At 75.0% G+C, this 16,780-nt stretch carries 17 protein-coding genes and 1 pseudogene; 11 read left to right on the top strand and 7 right to left on the bottom strand.

Features of this window, described 5'->3' with window-relative positions:
- Window positions 1-60: 60 nt before the first annotated feature.
- The 3 genes and pseudogenes from Sfr03f_RS30315 to Sfr03f_RS19010 form a co-directional block, all read right to left on the bottom strand.
- Window positions 61-513: a hypothetical protein gene (locus Sfr03f_RS30315; protein ID WP_159105677.1), complete on the bottom strand. Its 453-nt coding sequence runs from the start codon at window positions 511-513 to the stop codon at window positions 61-63.
- Between the two features lie 160 nt (window positions 514-673).
- Entirely contained in the window at window positions 674-1,387 is a 714-nt protein-coding gene (locus Sfr03f_RS19015) for a response regulator (protein WP_108955168.1), read from the bottom strand.
- A gap of 604 nt (window positions 1,388-1,991) precedes the next feature.
- Window positions 1,992-2,945, bottom strand: a pseudogene (locus tag Sfr03f_RS19010) (HAMP domain-containing sensor histidine kinase); the annotation flags it as partial.
- Between the two features lie 448 nt (window positions 2,946-3,393).
- On the opposite strand from Sfr03f_RS19010, the gene Sfr03f_RS19005 reads away from it, so the two are divergent.
- The 8 genes from Sfr03f_RS19005 (at window position 3,394) to Sfr03f_RS18970 (ending at window position 10,902) form a co-directional block, all read left to right on the top strand.
- Window positions 3,394-3,717 (top strand): TraR/DksA family transcriptional regulator, encoded by a 324-nt coding sequence (locus Sfr03f_RS19005; protein WP_108955166.1) that lies wholly within the window; start codon window positions 3,394-3,396, stop codon window positions 3,715-3,717.
- A gap of 93 nt (window positions 3,718-3,810) precedes the next feature.
- Window positions 3,811-4,368 (top strand): TraR/DksA family transcriptional regulator, encoded by a 558-nt coding sequence (locus Sfr03f_RS31710; protein WP_308216736.1) that lies wholly within the window; start codon window positions 3,811-3,813, stop codon window positions 4,366-4,368.
- 68 nt (window positions 4,369-4,436) lie between these two features.
- On the top strand, window positions 4,437-5,270 hold the full coding sequence (locus Sfr03f_RS18995) for a rod shape-determining protein (protein ID WP_245967667.1): 834 nt from the start codon (window positions 4,437-4,439) through the stop codon (window positions 5,268-5,270).
- 43 nt (window positions 5,271-5,313) lie between these two features.
- Window positions 5,314-5,826, top strand: a complete 513-nt coding sequence (locus tag Sfr03f_RS18990) for a GNAT family N-acetyltransferase (RefSeq protein WP_108955165.1) — start codon at window positions 5,314-5,316, stop codon at window positions 5,824-5,826.
- 216 nt (window positions 5,827-6,042) lie between these two features.
- Complete coding sequence (locus tag Sfr03f_RS18985) at window positions 6,043-8,370, top strand: bifunctional glycosyltransferase/CDP-glycerol:glycerophosphate glycerophosphotransferase (RefSeq protein ID WP_108955164.1); 2,328 nt, start codon at window positions 6,043-6,045, stop codon at window positions 8,368-8,370.
- 111 nt (window positions 8,371-8,481) lie between these two features.
- Window positions 8,482-9,417 carry a UTP--glucose-1-phosphate uridylyltransferase GalU gene (gene galU, locus Sfr03f_RS18980; protein WP_174721620.1) on the top strand — a complete coding sequence of 312 codons (936 nt, stop codon included), beginning with the start codon at window positions 8,482-8,484 and terminating at the stop codon, window positions 9,415-9,417.
- 94 nt (window positions 9,418-9,511) lie between these two features.
- On the top strand, window positions 9,512-10,003 hold the full coding sequence (locus Sfr03f_RS18975; protein ID WP_108955162.1) for an SRPBCC family protein: 492 nt from the start codon (window positions 9,512-9,514) through the stop codon (window positions 10,001-10,003).
- A 269-nt stretch (window positions 10,004-10,272) separates the two neighbouring features.
- On the top strand, window positions 10,273-10,902 hold the full coding sequence (locus tag Sfr03f_RS18970; protein WP_108955161.1) for a hypothetical protein: 630 nt from the start codon (window positions 10,273-10,275) through the stop codon (window positions 10,900-10,902).
- A 49-nt stretch (window positions 10,903-10,951) separates the two neighbouring features.
- Here the strand turns inward: Sfr03f_RS18970 and Sfr03f_RS18965 are convergent, their stop codons facing one another.
- The gene (locus Sfr03f_RS18965) at window positions 10,952-11,452 is read right to left on the bottom strand and encodes a DUF2267 domain-containing protein (RefSeq protein ID WP_372514255.1); all 501 of its coding nucleotides are present in this window, start codon (window positions 11,450-11,452) and stop codon (window positions 10,952-10,954) included.
- Window positions 11,453-11,610: 158 nt separating this feature from the next.
- Window positions 11,611-12,048, bottom strand: a complete 438-nt coding sequence (locus Sfr03f_RS18960; RefSeq protein ID WP_108955472.1) for an Hsp20/alpha crystallin family protein — start codon at window positions 12,046-12,048, stop codon at window positions 11,611-11,613.
- A gap of 209 nt (window positions 12,049-12,257) precedes the next feature.
- Here Sfr03f_RS18960 and Sfr03f_RS18955 point away from each other — a divergent pair, with 209 nt between their 5' ends.
- Window positions 12,258-12,566 carry a hypothetical protein gene (locus tag Sfr03f_RS18955; protein ID WP_108955159.1) on the top strand — a complete coding sequence of 103 codons (309 nt, stop codon included), beginning with the start codon at window positions 12,258-12,260 and terminating at the stop codon, window positions 12,564-12,566.
- Window positions 12,567-12,747: 181 nt separating this feature from the next.
- Here the strand turns inward: Sfr03f_RS18955 and bcp are convergent, their stop codons facing one another.
- Window positions 12,748-13,215 (bottom strand): thioredoxin-dependent thiol peroxidase, encoded by a 468-nt coding sequence (gene bcp, locus Sfr03f_RS18950; RefSeq protein ID WP_108955158.1) that lies wholly within the window; start codon window positions 13,213-13,215, stop codon window positions 12,748-12,750.
- Between the two features lie 177 nt (window positions 13,216-13,392).
- On the opposite strand from bcp, the gene Sfr03f_RS18945 reads away from it, so the two are divergent.
- Entirely contained in the window at window positions 13,393-13,755 is a 363-nt protein-coding gene (locus Sfr03f_RS18945; RefSeq protein WP_108955157.1) for a DUF3618 domain-containing protein, read from the top strand.
- A 105-nt stretch (window positions 13,756-13,860) separates the two neighbouring features.
- On the top strand, window positions 13,861-14,163 hold the full coding sequence (locus tag Sfr03f_RS18940) for a GroES family chaperonin (protein ID WP_108955471.1): 303 nt from the start codon (window positions 13,861-13,863) through the stop codon (window positions 14,161-14,163).
- Window positions 14,164-14,246: 83 nt separating this feature from the next.
- On the opposite strand, the gene Sfr03f_RS18935 is transcribed toward Sfr03f_RS18940, so the two are convergent.
- Window positions 14,247-16,754: a transglycosylase domain-containing protein gene (locus Sfr03f_RS18935; protein ID WP_108955156.1), complete on the bottom strand. Its 2,508-nt coding sequence runs from the start codon at window positions 16,752-16,754 to the stop codon at window positions 14,247-14,249.
- Between the last annotated feature and the right edge of the window lie 26 nt (window positions 16,755-16,780).

Here is a 16,780-nt window from a genome sequence, read left to right as displayed (position 1 = left end):
TGCCGCGGCGACGGCCGGCGCGGCCGCGGCACGTGAGGAAACGAGGGTGGGCTGGGACGGTCAGACGCCGGAGGGGGGCGACCGTCCGCGGTGCGGGAGGGCTTCGGCGGGGGCGGGGAGCCGGTCGGCCGGCCGGACGCCGGCCCGCGCGAGGGCGGGCGGAGCGGGCGCGGTCCCGGTGGGCGGGACGGCCGGCTGGCCCGGGTGTGGCGGATGGTCGACGGGAAGCTGCGGCCGGACCGCCGTGGGGGTGAGGCACCCGGCGGCACACGGGTCCCCGGCGTGCGGGACGGTGCCGTGGGCGGCCACCGGTCCGGCCGCCGCGACACCGGCGGGGGCGGACTGCGGGAACGCGTGCGGGTGCGGGAACGGGAGCGCCCGCGGGTCGCCGGGGGCCAGCACGGCGAGGAGCGCGAGCAGCAGGGCGGTGAGCAGGGGGAACGCCGGGGCGCGGCGACCGCGGTGCGGTGCGGGCCGGTGTCGTGAGGGCTCGGGCCGTGCGGGCTGGTGCATGGTGCCGTTCCCCCTTTCCGGGCGTTCCGGTCGTTCCGGTGAGCAGGCGTCCGCCGGTATCGGAACGGCGGGCGGTCGGCGGGTTGTCGGCGGGCGGTCGCCGGTGGCGACGGGGCGGACCCGGGGCTCCGGCCCGGGAGTTGTTCCGGAGCCCCGGGGGTCAGGGCTCGACGAGTCCGGCGCGGATGGCGTAGCGGGTGAGTTCGAGCCGGTCGCGCAGCCCGAGCTTGCTCAGCAGGTTGGCCCGGTGACGCTGCACCGTCTTGACGCTGATGAACAGCAGCTCGGCGATCTCCTTGGAGGAGTGGCCCTCCGCGACCAGCTTCAGGACCTCCTCCTCCCGCGGGGTGAGGATCTGGGCCGGGGCCTCCTCGCCCTGCCGGACGCGGTCGAGGTAGTGGCGGATGAGGGCGGTCACCGCGCCGGGGTAGAGGAAGGGCTCGTCACGGACCGCGGCGCGGCAGGCGGCGACCAGGTCCCGGTCGGCGACGGACTTCAGCACGTAGCCCGAAGCCCCGGCCTTGAGGGCCTGGAAGAAGTACTGCTCGTTGTCGTGCATGGTGAGCATGAGGATCCGCAGGTCCGGCTTGAGGGCGGCCAGTTCGCGGGCGGCCTGCAGCCCGGTCATCCGGGGCATCGCGATGTCCAGCACGGCCAGGTCCACCTCGTGGGCACGGGCCTGCTCCACCGCTTCGGCACCGTCGCCCGCCTCGGCGACCACCTCCAGGTCGGGTTCCTGGTCGAGGATCAGCCGCACGCCGCGCCGCACCAGGGCGTGGTCGTCGGCGAGGAGGATCCGGGTGGGCCGCGTTCGGGGCGTGCCGGGGGTCTCGGCGGGGCCGGTGGGGGCCGGGGTGGCGTGGTCGTCGTGCATCTCAGGTGTCCTGGGCGTCGGGTCGGGCGGCGTCCGGCCGGGTGGGATCGGGTCCGGCGGCGTCCGGCCGGGTGGTGTCGGGTCCGGCCGCCTCACCGGAGGCGGCCTCCGCTTCGGCTGCCGCGGGTCGTGCGGCGGCGGACGGCTCCGGCGCGGGGGGCCAGGCCACCGGGGTGTCGGCCGTCGGGTCGTCCTTGGAGGGCTCGTCGGCGAACACGCCGTCAAGGAACGGATCGTCGGCGAACGGCCCGTCCGCGAACGGCACGTCGGCGAACGGCCCCTCGGCGAACGGAGCGTCACCGAACGCGGAGTCACTGGACGCCGCACCGGTGGTCGCCGGGTCCGCGGACGCCGCGCCGGTGGACGCCGGGTCCGCGGACGCCGCGTCGGTGGACGCCGGGTCCGCGGGCCCCGGGGCGGTGCGCACCCCGCCGCTGGACGCCCGGGCGGTGCGGGCCGTGTCCGTGTCCGTGGACGATGCTCGCCGCGAGGGCGCCGGCGCGGCGGGCGCCGGATCCGTGCCGCCCGGCGGCGGCCGGAGTATCCCGGGCAGCCCGCCCGGCGCGGGGAGCGGGAACGGCCCCCCGGCGGGCGAGCCGGGCGACGGGGACGGGACCGGGACGGGCACGGTCAGCCGCACCGTCGTCCCCTCGCCCGAGGGCCCGGCGGCGACCTCCAGCGAGCCGCCGACCAGCAGGGCCCGCTCGCGCATGCCCCGGATGCCGGCGCCCTCGGCCAGCCGCCGGATGCCGCGGCCGTCGTCGGTGACCGACAGTTCGACGGCGTCCGCGACCCTCCGCAGCCGCACCACGACGGTCTCGGCGTCGGCGTGGCGGGCCGCGTTGGTCAGGCTCTCCTGGGCGACGCGGTAGACGACCAGTTCGGTCCCGGGGTCCAGCGGCGGCAGGTCGGCGTCGAACTCGCGGCGCACCACCAGGCCGGTGTGGGTGGCGAAGTCCCCCGCCAGCGAGGTGAGGGCGCTGACCAGGCCGAGGTCCTCCAGGACGCCGGGCCGCAGCCGCCGCAGCAGCCGCCGGATCTCGTCGAGGCCGGCGCGGGTGGCCTCCTGGATCAGCGCCAGTTCCTCCCGCAGCGGCGGGTCGGCCCTGTCGGCGACCCGTTTGAGGGCGAGCAGGATCGCCGTCATGCTCTGCCCCACCTCGTCGTGCAGTTCCTGGGCGATGCGGCGGCGCTCGGACTCCTGGGCGTTCAGCACGCGGGCGCTGCTGGCCACCCGCTCGTGCTCCAAGCGGTCCAGCATGGCGTTGAAGGTGCGGATGACGTCGGCGACCTCGCCGGTGCCGTACTCGGGCAGCCGCTGCCCGGGGCGCAGCAGGTCGACGGTGGTCATCCGGCGGGTGAGCCGGGCCAGCGGGGCCAGCCCCCAGCGGATCAGCGCGGCGTTGGCGACCAGCATGACCGCCAGGCCGACGACCAGGATCACCGCCTCGGTCAGCAGCACCGGCACGGACACGGTCACCGGGGCCCACAGCAGCAGCGACGTCGCCGCGCCGAGCACGACGGCGTTCAGCAGGAAGATCCGCCAGAACAGGGACACCGGGTCACGCCTCCTTCAGCGATGCGTCGCGCACCACTCTCGGGCATCGCGGTCCCCGGACGCGCAGCGGCTCTCCGGTCGGCCCACTCCGGGACGGGCCGACCGGGGCCGTCCTCCAGCCTGCCGGTCCGCGCGGCCGGCGTCGATGGGTCACGGAACCCATTCGGCGGGGGTCGCGGACCCCATGGCGGGGTGGGGCGCGACAGGCGGAAATGGGGCGTGCGGCCGATGTCCGCCAGGCGCGCGAGCGGCCAGGGTGGAGAGCGTCCCCGGCCCCCACGGCCGCCGGACCCAGGCACTCGGCCCCGTCGTCGAGGGCCCGACGTCCCCTGCCGTCGGGCCCTCCCCGGCGCGGGCCGAGCGCCGTTGCTCGGCCTTCGCGCAGGGCAGATCCACGGCTTCCCGCCGCAACCGTCCGGTCCGCCGGACCCGCTGGAAAGGACACCCCATGGCCTTCGACGCCGCCCCTCCCGAACTCCGCCCGCAGCGCCCCGGCTCGCACGAGATCCGGCAGCGCCTCGAGCACGAGCGCGGCAGCCGGCTGGCCCAGCTGCGGTCCCTCACCGGCAGCGGCCAGACCGTGGACGACCACCTGATGTCCACCCAGAAGGAAGCGGTCACCAAGGTGCTGCGGGAGATCGAGGACGCCTTCGCCCGCCTCGACGACGGCACCTACGGAACGTGCCTGCGCTGCGGCGAGGCCATCCCCGAGGAACGGCTGGAGATCCTCCCGTACACCCACCACTGCGTCGGCTGCCGCCGCAGCGCCTGACCGACGCCCGCGCCCGTCTCTCTCCTCGGCCCGTCGCCGGCCGCGCGCAGTCAGCGCGGCCGGGTGCGGGCCCGTGCCATCAGAGGTGAAGTGGTGAACTCCCCGACCGCCGACGCCGGTGACCGTACCGCGCGGCACCTGACCCCGCAGCACCTGACCCCGCAGGACCTGGCCGGCCTGCGGGCCGCCCTCGACGAGCAGCTCCGGTTCCACCGCAGGCGCCCGGCGGGTGAGGGCCCCGGCGCCGTGGCCCCGGCGCGCATGGTCCTCGCGGACGTCGAGGCGGCGCTGCGGCGCATGGACGAGGGCCGCTACGGCATCTGCCACCGGTGCTGGCTCCCCGTCGACCGGAAGCGGCTGCGGGTCGTGCCGCAGGCCCGCTACTGCGCCCCCTGCCAGCGCCTGCGCGCCACCGACCGCCGCCCGGCCACGGCCACGGCCACCGCCACGGGCCCCACGGCGGACACGGCAGGTCCGGTGCGTCCGGGGGATCCGACGCGCCCAGCCGGCCCGGGGAGTCCGATACCCCCGGCTCACCCCGCGCACGCCGCGCACCTGGCACACCCCGCGCACCCGGCGGACCAGGCGCGACCGGCGGGTCCGGCGGGTCCGGCGGACCTCACGGGTCCCGCCCGCGCCGGGGGCCGGTGACCGTGGAGCGGCTCGACGGCGCGGGCCTCGGCCCGGTCCGCGGCCGGTTCGGGGCGCCGCGTACGGACCTGTGCGGCGTCGCGCTGGACCTGGGCAGCGCGCGGACCCGGGCCTGGACGGCCGGACAGGGCACCGTCCTCGACGTGCCCACCGTCGCCCGCCCCGACCGGGGCCCCGGGCCCGGCGTCGCCGCCGGCCCGGGCGACACCCCCGGTGCGGGCCCCGCCGCCGGCGGCCGCCCGGTGCACCGCGGCGCGGTCGTCGACGAAGCCGGCTGCGCGCGCATCCTGCGCGGGCTGCTCGAGCACCGGCTGCCCCGCACGGCCCGCCCGGTGGTGGTGCTCACCACGCCGGCCCTGGCCTCGCCCTCCCACCGGGCGGCCGCCCGTTCCGCCGTGGCGGTGCTGCGGCCGCGGAGCGTGCTGACCGTACCGGCCGCCCGTGCGGTCGCGGTGGCGGCCGGGGCCGACCTGTCCCGGCCGTTGCTGGTGGTGGACATCGGCGCACACCTCACCGAGGTGGTGCTGCTGGACGACGGCGCGGTGGCCGACGCCCGCCGCGTCGGCCTGGGCACCGGTGACCTCGGCGCCGCCGCGCCGGAGGACATCGTGAACGCGGTGACCAGGATGGTGACCGCCACGATCCGGCAGGACGCCGCCTCGCTGGTACCCGGGGCGCTGGCCCGCGGCGTGCTGCTGGCCGGCGGCGGCGCGCTGCGGCCGGAGCTCACGTACCGTCTCGCCGCCCGGCTGCACGCCCTGCTGGACGTCGTCCCCGCCCCGCACACGGCCGCCGTGCGCGGGGCGGCGCGTCTGCTGGAGGCCGCCCGCCTCCACCCGAGCACCCGTGGACACGGCGCGCCCGGCACGCGGTTCGAGGAGCCGCCGGGCCGGTCCTGGTGAACGGCCCCGGCCCCGCACCTCATGGACCTGCGAACATGGCCGGATGACAACCGCCTCCACCCTCGTGATCGCCGCCGACTCGCCCCTGCGGGAGGACGTCGCCGCGCTGCTCGACGAGCACCTGCAGGACATGTACGCGACCAGCCCGCCGGAGTCGGTGCACGCCCTGGACCACCGGACGCTCGCCGGCGACGGCATCGTCTTCGTGACCGCGCGCACCGCGGAGGGCGTCCTGCTCGGCTGCGGGGCGCTGAAGGAGGTCGAAGCCGGCCACGGGGAGCTGAAGTCGATGCGCACCACGGCGGCGGCCCGCGGCCGCGGCGTCGCCTCGGCCGTCCTGGAGCACCTGACCGGCCTGGCCGTGCGGCGGGGCTGGACGCGGCTGAGCCTGGAGACCGGCGTCGAGGACTACTTCGCCGCGGCCCGGCGGCTGTACGCCCGGCACGGGTTCACCCCGTGCGGGCCGTTCGCCGGCTACACCGAGGACCCCCTCAGCGTCTTCATGACCAGGACGCTCCAGCAGGCCGTGCCCGGGGCGCCCCGCGACAGGGCGTAGGGCCGGAAGCGGGTCCGTCACGGCCCCGCCGCCGGCCGCCGTGGTGGCCTGCGTCACATCCGCGAAGTGCGTACAACGTTCACCCAGGGTCAGCGATCTGTTCACGTAGGACCGGAAATGCGCCTGTCCGGGGGACGTCGTGTGCCTCGGACCCTCCTTGCCCCGCCGGGCGCCCGGGGCAGGGACCACCAGCACTTCGACCCCAGGAAGACCCGCATGAGCCTCGGCCAGACAGGCACGACCCCGAACAGCCCGCGCATCAGCCTCGTCATACCCGTGTACCGGGTGCAGGGGTATCTCCGCGCCTGCCTGGACTCGGTACTCGGGCAGTCGTTCACCGACTTCGAGATCATCGCCGTCGACGACCGTTCACCGGACTCCTGCGGCCTGATCCTGGACGAGTACGCGGCCCGCGACAGCCGGGTGCGGCCCCTGCACCTGGAGGAGAACCAGGGCATCGGCAAGGCCCGTGACCTGGGCGTCCGTCAGGCCCGGGGCGACTACATCTTCTTCCTGGACAGCGACGACACCCTGGCCGACGGCGCCCTCGCGGCGGTCGCCGAGCGGCTGGAGCAGACCGCCGACCCGGACATCCTGCTGGTCGACCACGTCCGCACCTACTGGTGGAACCGGGTGCAGGGCAGCGCCGCCCGCGAGATGCTCGCCGAGGCCGGGCCCGACGTCTTCACCGCCCTGGAACGGCCCCAGTTCCTCACCATGTTCACCGTGGTGTGGAACCGGCTCTACCGCCGGGAGTTCTACCTCGAGGGCGGGTTCTCCTTCACCGACGGCATCTACGAGGACGCCCTCATGGTCTACCGGACCATGCTGAGCGCCGAGCGGATCGCCTGCCTGCCGCAGGTGTGCGTGGAGTACCGGCAGCGCCGCAAGGGCAACTCGCTGCGCACGCCGGGCCGTCAGCACTTCGCCGTCTTCGAGCAGTACGAGCGGCTGTTCGCCTTCCTCGACGAGCGCCCGCACCTGGACCCGGTGCGCCCGCTGATCTTCGAGCGGGTGATCGACCACTACCTGTTCCTCCTCTTCCGCGAGGAGCGCATCCACCCGCGGGACCGGGCCGAGTTCTTCCGGCGGGCCTCCGCGCACTTCCACCGCTTCAAGCCGGCCGGCTACGTCAGGCCGCAGGGGTCCCTCGGCGTGCGCTTCGACCTGCTGGCACGCGGTTCCTACCCGGCGCTGGTGGCCGCCCGGACCGTCGCCGACGCCCGCAACCACCTGCGCAAGCGGGCCGCCAAGGCCCGCGTCGGCCTGGGCCGCAAGGCGTACGACCAGCTGTACCGGATGCACCTGCGCCGGCCGATCGACGAGAACCTCGTGGTCTACAGCGCCTACTGGAACCGCGGCGTCAGCTGCAACCCCAAGGCGATTCACGAGAAGGCGCGGGAGCTCGCGCCCCACCTGCGCGGCGTGTGGGTGATACGCGCCGGCGCCGAGCACACCGTGCCGGAGGGGGTGGACTTCGTGGTGGCCCGCTCGCCGCGCTACTGGGAGGTCATGGCCCGGGCCAAGTACCTCGTCAACAACGTCAACTTCCCCGACGAGATCGTCAAGCGGCCCGGTCAGGTGCACCTGCAGACCCACCACGGCACCCCGCTGAAGCAGATGGGCATCGACCAGCAGCGCTTCCCGGCCGCCGCGAAGAACATGAGCTTCGGCAAGATGCTGGAGCGCTGCGACCGCTGGGACTGGAGCCTGAGCTCCAACCGGCACTCCACGGAGATCTGGGAGCGGGTCTACCCCTGCTCCTTCGAGAACGTGGACAGCGGCTACCCGCGCAACGACGTCTACTTCCGCTCCACGGCCGCCGACGTCGCCCGGATCCGCGCCGAACTGGGCATCGAGGAGGGCCGCACGGCGATCCTGTACTGCCCGACGGTCCGCGACTACCAGAAGGGCTTCGTGCCCCGGCTGGACCTCGAACGCCTCACCCGCGAGCTCGGCGAGGACCACGTCGTCCTGGTGCGCACCCACTACTTCTACGGCCGGGACCCGCGGCTGCAGCAGCTCCAGGACCGCGGGCTGATCAAGGACGTCTCGGCGTACCCGGTGGTGGAGGACCTCTGCCTGGCGGCCGACGCCCTGATCACCGACTACTCGTCGATCATGTTCGACTACGCCTGCCTGGACCGGCCGATCATCTCCTACGTCGACGACTGGGAGGTCTACGCGAAGGCGCGCGGCGTGTACTTCGACCTGCTGTCGCAGCGGCCGGGCGAGACGCCGGGCGCCACGGCGACCAGTGAGGACGAACTGATCGAGGTGCTGCGTTCCGGCGCCTGGAAGGGCGAGCGGGCCGCGGCGCTGCGGGCCGCCTTCCGGGAGCGGTTCGTCCAGTTCGACGACGGCAACGCCGCCGAGCGGGTGGTGCGGAAGGTGTTCCTCGGCCAGGAGGCGGCCCCGGCGGTCCTTCCCCTCGCCGAGCGCACCCCGGCACCGGCCCCGGACGCCGCCGCCCTCCCCGTCATCCCGCGTCAGTCCACCGGCGGCGAGGACCTGGTCCCCGCCGACCGGAGCGCCACCGCCTGAGGGCCGGCCCGTCGTCCGTCCCGCCGTCCGTCCGCTCCCCCGTCCACCGCGGGCACCCGCAACGGGGGGCGGCTCCCCACTCACCGAGGACCCACCGCACCCATGACATCCATGAGGTCCGCCATCACCAAGGCGGTCATTCCCGCGGCCGGGCTCGGCACGCGGTTCCTGCCGGCCACCAAGGCGACGCCCAAGGAGATGCTCCCGGTCGTCGACAAGCCGGCCATCCAGTACGTGGTCGAGGAGGCCGTCTCCGCCGGGCTCGACGACGTCCTCATGATCACGGGCCGCAACAAGCGCCCGCTGGAGGACCACTTCGACCGCAACTACGAACTGGAGTCGGCCCTGGAACGCAAGGGCGACGCCGGCCGGCTCGCCCGGGTGCGGGAGTCCACCGACCTGGCGGCCATCCACTACGTCCGTCAGGGCGACCCCCGGGGCCTCGGCCACGCGGTGCTCTGCGCCGCCCCGCACGTCGGCGACGAGCCGTTCGCGGTCCTCCTCGGTGACGACCTGATCGACCCGCGCGACCCGCTGCTCTCCCGCATGATCGACGTGCAGGCCCGCCACGGCGGCAGCGTGGTCGCGCTGATGGAGGTGGACCCCTCGCAGAGCCACCTCTACGGGTGCGCCGCCGTGCAGGCCACCGAGGACGGCGACGTCGTCCGGGTGACCGGCCTGGTCGAGAAGCCGGCGCCGGGTGACGCCCCGTCGAACTACGCGGTCATCGGCCGCTACGTCCTGCACCCGGGCATCTTCGGCGTGCTGCGCCGCACCGAGCCCGGCCGCGGCGGCGAGATCCAGCTGACCGACGCCCTGCAGATGCAGGCCGCGGACGAGAAGGCGTGCGGTCCCGTGCACGGCGTCGTCTTCTCCGGCCGCCGCTACGACACCGGCGACCGGGGCGACTACCTGCGCGCCATCGTGCGGCTCGCCAGCGAGCGCGAGGACCTGGGGCCGGAGTTCCGGGCCTGGCTCCGCGACTTCGTGCGCGACGAGATCGACGGCCCGCCGGAGCGGCACGGGCGGGCCGCCGGACGGGGCTGACGCCGGGCCGGTGATCGAGTGGCGGGGGCGTGGGCACGGGGTTTTGCTGGGAGGAGCACCTCTGTCCGCGTCCCGCGCCGAAGGACTGGGAATCATGACCGTCACCAGCGTCAACGAGGACTTCGACCAGCTCGAGCTGACCCTGGCCGCCGATTTCGACGCCCCCGTGGAGCGGGTGTGGCAGCTGTGGGCCGACCCGCGGAAGCTGGAGCGGTGGTGGGGCCCGCCGTCCTACCCGGCCACCGTGGACGAGTTCGACCTCAACCCCGGCGGGACGGTCGGCTACCACATGACCGGCCCCGAGGGGGACCAGCCGCACGGCTGGTGGAAGGTCGACTCGGTGGCGCCGCCGACCCGCCTGGAGTTCACCGACGGGTTCGCCGACGACCACGGCGAGCCGCTCCCCGACTCGCCGCGGATCGGCATGCGGGTCAGCCTCACCCGGCGCGGAACGGCCGGTTCCGGCACCCGCATGGAGCTCTCCTCGACGTTCCGCAACGAGCAGGAGATGCACCAGATGTCCGACATGGGCATGGCCGAGGGCATGCGGGAGGCCGCCGAACAGATGGACCGGCTCCTCGGCTGACCCGGCCGGACGCTCCGGCCGGCCGACCGCACGTCCCGCACCGCCCGGCCGGCCCGAACGCCCTGCTGACCGCCCGCCTGACCGCCCGCCGACCGCCGACCGTCCCGGCCCGACCGTCCGACCCGGCCCGTCCGGCGCGCACGCCCCCCGCACCCCGCGCTCCCGCCGCGGCACCCGCGTACGCGCGGCGGGAGCCGGAAGGCATGATGGACACCACAGGTGAGGCAGGCCGGTCCCCGGGGGACCGGCCAGGGTTGTCCGGGGGAGGCATGGACGGAGCAGACAGGCGCGCGCCGCGCAAGGCCATCCGGCTGACTCCGGCCCTGTTCAAGGCCGCCGGCAGCGGACCCGTGACGCTCACCGGGACGGCCCCGACCGCCCGCACCGGGGCCCGGGGCGTGCTGCGCATGACCTTGCGCCCCGCCGACCGGCTGGCGGGCGCCGGAGTGGCCCCCGGCTGCCTGGTGCGCACCCGCGACGGCCGCACCGGCGTGGTGCGTCCGCCGTCCCGGGCAGGCGGGGACCGCGTCGCGGGCGCGGCGGGGGCCTCGGGGTCCCTCGACGCCTGGCCGTTCGTCGCCCTCACCGACGACGGCACCGCCGTCGACGTCGCACTCGGCCGGGCGGACCGCTTCGAGCGGCTGCTCTTCTACGCCGACGTCGCCCAGGGCGCAGCCGACTTCCGCGGACCCGGCGCCGAGGCGGTCTTCACCGCGGGCCCGGACCGCACCTGGCGCGTCCCGCTCGACTGCGCGCCCGCCCCCGCCGGGGCCTGCGCGGTGGCGCTGCTGGTCCCCGGCCCGGGCGGGCCGGAACTGCGACGGGAGGTCCGGTGGTACCGGGCCAGGTGGCGCACCTCGTACCGGCGGGTGCTGGCCCGGGACTACCGGTTCGCCTAGGAGCCGGGAGCCTGGCCGTCCACGCGGCTCCCGGGCACGGCGAGGACCGTCAGGCGGCGCGGACGAGCTCCGCCTGGCCGAACAGCAGGGCGTAGCCGGACGGGAGCTGGGCGAGGAGCCGGTGCGTCAGGTCGTCGCCGATCAGCTCGGGGAGCACCCCGAGGACCGACGTGGTGTCCCAACGCGCCGTGGCGTGCGTGGCGTTCGGCAGCCGGCGGGACAGCTCGTTGACGAACTCCGCGGCGGCCGGGACGTGGTGGGCGGGAACCTGGGCGGCGACGATGCGCGCCGCCTCCTCGGGCAGCGCCCGCGCCAGGTCGACCCGCTCGTCACCGACGACGTGCTCTCCCAGCGCCGCGAGCACGGCGCGGGTGACCCGCTCGGCCTGCTCCACGGTCGGGTAGAGCCCGGCCTCGCGGACCTTGGCGACCAGGTCGTCCCAGGACGTTCCGGTCGCCGGCTCCTGGCGGGGCTCGGGAACGGGAGCGGTGCTGACGGCGGCGGGTGCGGTGGCGGCGTCGGTGGTGGCGTCGCTCGAGATCATGGGAATGGTCAAGGGGACTGCTCCTCTTCAGCTCCCGTCAGATGACTGCCGGGCCGGGGCGGCCTGTCCCGGCCCGGTGCTGCGGCTCGTATGCCCGCCTTCGCGGCACGTACACCTCCGTTCACACCGTGTGCATGGCGTGACGGCGGCGGCACCGCGGGCGGTCAGCGGCTGATGGCCTTGCGGCCGCCGCCGTCGCCTCCGCTGATGCGGATCTTCCGCGGCTTGGCGTGGTCGGCCACCGGGATGCGCAGCGTGAGGACGCCCGCGTCGTAGGAGGCGTCGATCCGCTCGGTGTCCAGCGTGTCGCCGAGGAAGAGCTGCCTGCTGAACGTGCCGGACTGGCGCTCGGCGACGATCACTTCGGCGTCCTCCGGGGCGGGGCTGCGCCGCTCGGCGCGGATGGAGAGGACGTTGCGCTCGACGTCGAGGTCGACGGTCTCCGGGTCCACCCCGGGGAGGTCCACCTGGACGACCAGGTCGTCGCCCACGCGGTAGGCGTCCATCTGCATGGCGACCGGCCGGTTCAGCACTCCCGTGTTCCCGAGGACCTGCTGGGTGAGGCGGTCGAACTCGCGGAACGGATCGGTGCGCATGAGCATCACGGTCACTCCCTTCGTGCGGTTCCTGGGTGCGATGCCCTGATGTCTTCTTATATAGCTCCGGTCCGGAAAATTGACAAGCCTGGACTCAACTTCGGGTGTCCTGCGAGGTCCTGGGCCGCCGGTGACAGGATGGGCGGGAGAGATCCGTCCGTGCGAGGCGCGGCGCGGCACGACAAGGCGCGGCAAGGCGAGGCGAGGAGGACGTGATGGCGGCGAAGGTGCCCACGGGACTGGTGGCGGCGGCCGGGCTGGTCGGCGGGTTCGGCGTGGCCCGCGGCACGAAGCGGCGCGAGCTGGGCGGGGTGGTGCTGGCCGCGGCCGGCGCCGCGGCGGCGGCCCGGTGGAAGCGCCAGGCGGGCGGCCCGGTGGCCGCGGGGCTGACGACGGCGTACCTGGCCGCCTTCGCGGGCTCGCACCCCCTGGCCGGGCGACTGGGCGCGTGGCCGTCCGTGCTGACGGTGTCGGCGGGCGTCGCGGCGGCCTCCTGGGCGCTCGCCGACCGGCGGGGGGCCTGAGCCCGCGCTCGCCGACCGGCGCGGGGCCTGAGCCCGGCGCGGCGGTCGGCGCGGGGCCTGAGCCCGCCGCGGCGGTCGGCGCCCTTCCGCGGGGCCGGGACCCCCACCGGCCCGGGTCCACCGAGGGGCCGGGGGCGGATCACCGCCCCCGGCCGCCCGGGGCTGCCCGGCTGCCGGCGCCTCAGACGCCGAGGTCGCGGATGATCTTGGCCACGTGCCCGGTGGCCTTCACGTTGTACAGCGCCCGCTCGACGGTCCCGTCGGCGTCCACCACGACCGTGGACCGGATGACCCCGACGACCGTCTTGCCGTACAGCTTCTTCTCGCCGAACGCCCCGTACGCCTCCAGGACCTTCTTGTCCGGGTCGGCCAGCAGGGTGACCTTCAGCGACTCCTTGTCGCGGAACTTCGCCAGCTTCTCCGGCTTGTCCGGCGAGACGCCGACGACGTCGTAGCCCGCGCCGGCGAGCAGCTCGAGGTTGTCGGTGAAGTCGCACGCCTGCTTGGTACAGCCGGGGGTAAGCGCGGCGGGGTAGAAGTACACGATGACCTTGCGGCCCGCGTAGTCGGCCAGCGAGACCTCGTTCCCGTCGGCGTCGGGAAGGGTGAAGGCGGGGGCGGTGTCGCCGGGCTGAAGTCGCTCGGACATCGGGTGGGGCTCCTTGGTCACTCGTCACCGGGTGGGCGCGTACGAGCGTAACCGGGGGGCGTGCCCGTGCGGCCGGCCCCCGAGCTGACAGACTGGTGCACAGCACCACGGAACGCAGGACGACGTACGGTACGCCCGACGGACATCCGACGGCGAAACGATCACGGAGGCGGCACGGTGGCGGACAGCCCGGACACCAGGACACCGGCGCAGATCAAGGCGGACATCGAGCGCCGCCGCGCTCAGCTGGCGGAGACGCTCGAGGAGATCGGGGTGCGGATGCACCCCAGGACGATGGTGGACGACGCCAAGGCCAAGGCGCGCAGCCAGGTCGACCAGACCCTCGGACGGGCCTACGTCAGCGTCAACCGGACGATGACCGAGGTGCGGGGACGTTTCGTCGACGAGGACGGCTCGCCGCGGATGGACCGGATCGTGCCGGTGGCGCTCGTCGCGGTCGGCGTGGTCGGCCTGCTGGTGCTCAGCGGCACCCGGAGCTCCGGCGGCTCGCGCGGCAGGCGCGGCCGGCGCCGCCGCTGAGAGCGCCACCCGCGCGAGAGGCGAGGGGCCCCGGCCAGGTAGGTTCGGACCGTGAGCGTCAACAGAACTGTGAGCGACACCGAGCACGACAAGCTTCCGATCCGGATGCTGCACGACCGCGTGCTGGTGCGTCAGGACAACTCGGAGGGTGAGCGCCGCTCGGGCGGCGGCATCCTGATCCCCGCGACGGCGGCGGTCGGCCGGCGCCTCGCGTGGGCGGAGGTCGTCGCGGTGGGGCAGAACGTCCGCACCGTCGAGCCGGGGGACCGCGTCCTGTACGACCCGGAGGACCGGGCCGAGGTCGAGGTCCGGGGCATGACCTACGTGCTCATGCGGGAACGCGACCTGCACGCGGTCGCCGCGGACCGCTTCGAGGGCACGGAGGACACCACGGGCCTGTATCTCTAGGCGCGTCGCCTCGCACCACCCGGAGGGGCCGGACCGTGACCGCGGTCCGGCCCCTCCGGTCCGTTCGGCCGGCGGGCGGCCGCTCAGGACATGAACCGCGGCGGCCAGGGGAACTGACCGTGCGGCGGGGGGATCGGCCCTTCGCCCGGCCACGGCGCGGGCCTGCCCGGCGGCCGGCCGTCGACGGGGGCGTCCTCGGCGGAGGCTGACTCCCCCGGCTGCGGCTCGCGCCCGGGCGACGGCAGCACCGCCCCGCCGCCCGCCCCGTCGGCTCCTGGCTCCGCGTCGGGGCCGCCCGCCCCCTCGACGCCCTGCTGCGGGCCGTGCTCCGCGCCCTCCGCGCCCTCCGCACCGCCCTCGGAGGAACCGTCCTGCTCGAAGTCGCCCTCGGACTCGAACGCCCCCTCCTCCGAAGGCTCTCCCGACGGCGAGGCCGACGCGCCGTCGCTCGGCACCGCGTAGGGCAGCTTGAGGTTGCCGCTGCCGGTGCGCACCTGCAGGTCGAAGGCGGTCGCCTTCCGCCCCTTCAGCGCGTCCTTGACGAACGCCGCCCACACCTCCGCCGGCGCGCCGCCGCCGTTGATCCGCCCGAGCCCCATCGCCCCGTACAGCGGCTTGTGCGCCGCCGTGTCCGGGTCCTGCCCCATCACCGCGACCACCGCGGCCAGTTCGGGCGTGAACCCGGCGAACCAGGCCGCCGTGTCCTCCTCGGCCGTGCCGGTCTTGCCGGCCGCCGGCCGCCCCGCCGCCAGCGCGGCCGTGGCGGTGCCGCCGGACACCACGCCCCGCAGCACCGACGTCGTCGTGTCCGCCGCGACCCGGCTGACCGCCTGCGAGGACTCGCGCTCCGGCAGCGAGAGCGTCTGCGAACCGTTGCGGGTGATCTTCTCGATCAGCGTGTACGGCCGGTACCGCCCGTGGTCCGCGAGGGTCGCGTAGGCCTGCGTCATGTCCAGCACGCTCGCCGTGGCCGTGCCCAGCGCCATCGACGGGGAGGCGATCAGGTCCGGGGTGCGCTCCGGGAGCCCCAGCCGCACCGCCGTGCGGTGCACGCGGTCGGGGCCCACGTCCACCGCCATCTGGGCGTACACCGCGTTCACCGACTTGTCGGTGGCCTCGCTGACGGTGATCTCCCCGTAGTCCTGCCCGTCCTCGTTCTCCGGGGTGTACCGCGCCCCCGGCCAGCCCTCGACCACCCGCTTGCTGGTGCCGTCGTACATCGTCTGCGGGGTGATCGGCCGCCCGTCCTGGGTGCGCGCCCCCTGTTCGAGGGCGGCGGCCAGCACGAACGGCTTGAACGTCGAACCCACCTGGAAGTCCCGGCGGGTGGCGTTGTTGGTGTACTGCTTCAGGTAGTCGGTGCCCCCGTACATGGCGACGACCTTCCCGGTGCGCGGGTCGATCGCCGCGGCCCCGGCCCGCACGTTCCGGTCGGCTTCCCGGGCCTTCGGCTCCAGGTTCTCCAGGACCTCCTCCTCGACCGCCTCCACCAGGGCGTCCTGGGCCGGCTTGCGCAGCGTGGTCCAGATCCGGTAGCCGCCGCCGTCGAGCGCGGCCTCGTCGAGGATGTCGTGCTCCGCCAGGTACGCCTTCACCGCGTTGACGACGTAGCCGCGCTGACCCGACAGGGCGGTGTTGATCCGGTTGGGCCGGGGGGCGGGGAACTCCAGGGAGGCGCGCTGCTTCGGGGTCAGCCAGCCCTCCTTGACCATGCCGTCCAGCACGTACCGCCAGCGCACCAGGGCCTTCTTCCGGTTCTCCGGGTAGGCGTCGACGTCGTAGGCGTTCGGGGAGTTGAGCAGCGCGGCCAGGTAGGCGCCCTGCGCGGCGTTCAGCTCCGAGGCGTCGATGCCGTAGTAGGCCTGGGCGGCGGCCTGGATGCCGTAGGTGTTGCGGCCGAAGTAGCTGGTGTTCAGGTAGCCCTCGAGGATGTCGTCCTTCGCCTTCTCCCGGTCCAGCTTGATCGCGATGAAGAACTCCTTGGCCTTGCGGGTGAGCGTCTGCTCCTGGCCCAGGTAGTAGTTCTTGACGTACTGCTGGGTGATGGTGGAACCGGACTGCCGGCCCTTGCCGGTGACGGTGTTCCAGGCCCCGCGGACCATCGCCTGCGGGTCCACCCCGGAGCCGTCGTAGAAGTCGCGGTCCTCGGCGGCGAGCACGGCGTGCCGCGCGGCCGAGGACACCTGCGAGAGCCGGACGCTCTCCCGGTTGACGTCGCCGTCGCGGGCCAGCCGTGAGCCGTCCGCGTAGAGGAAGACGTTGCTCTGCATGGTGGCCAGGGCGTTGGCGCGGGGGATCTTGACCAGGTAATAACCGACGGTCAGGGCGCCCGCGCAGAGCAGGATGACGGCGACCATGCCGAGGAGGGTGAAGCGCCAGGTGGGGAGGGCACGGCGCCAGCCCTTGCGCCCGGGGGCGGCGCGGCCGGGGGCGGCGCGGCCGGGAGCGGCGGGTCCCGGGGCGGCGGGGCCCGGGGCGTCACCGCTGCCGCCCTCCGCACCCGGCTCGCCCCCGGCGCCTCCCGATGGTGCGGCGGGCGCTGCCGGATGCCGCCAGCCCTGCACCGGCTTTTTCCTGCGGTCGTTCTTCATCGCGTGCTCCGGCTCCGTTCCTCCGC

It is taken from the genome of Streptomyces fragilis (assembly GCF_003112515.1).
GTDB classification, from domain to species: domain Bacteria; phylum Actinomycetota; class Actinomycetes; order Streptomycetales; family Streptomycetaceae; genus Streptomyces; species Streptomyces fragilis.
The sequence above is the reverse complement of the archived record's forward strand: the minus strand, read 5'-3'. Positions and strand labels throughout refer to the sequence as shown.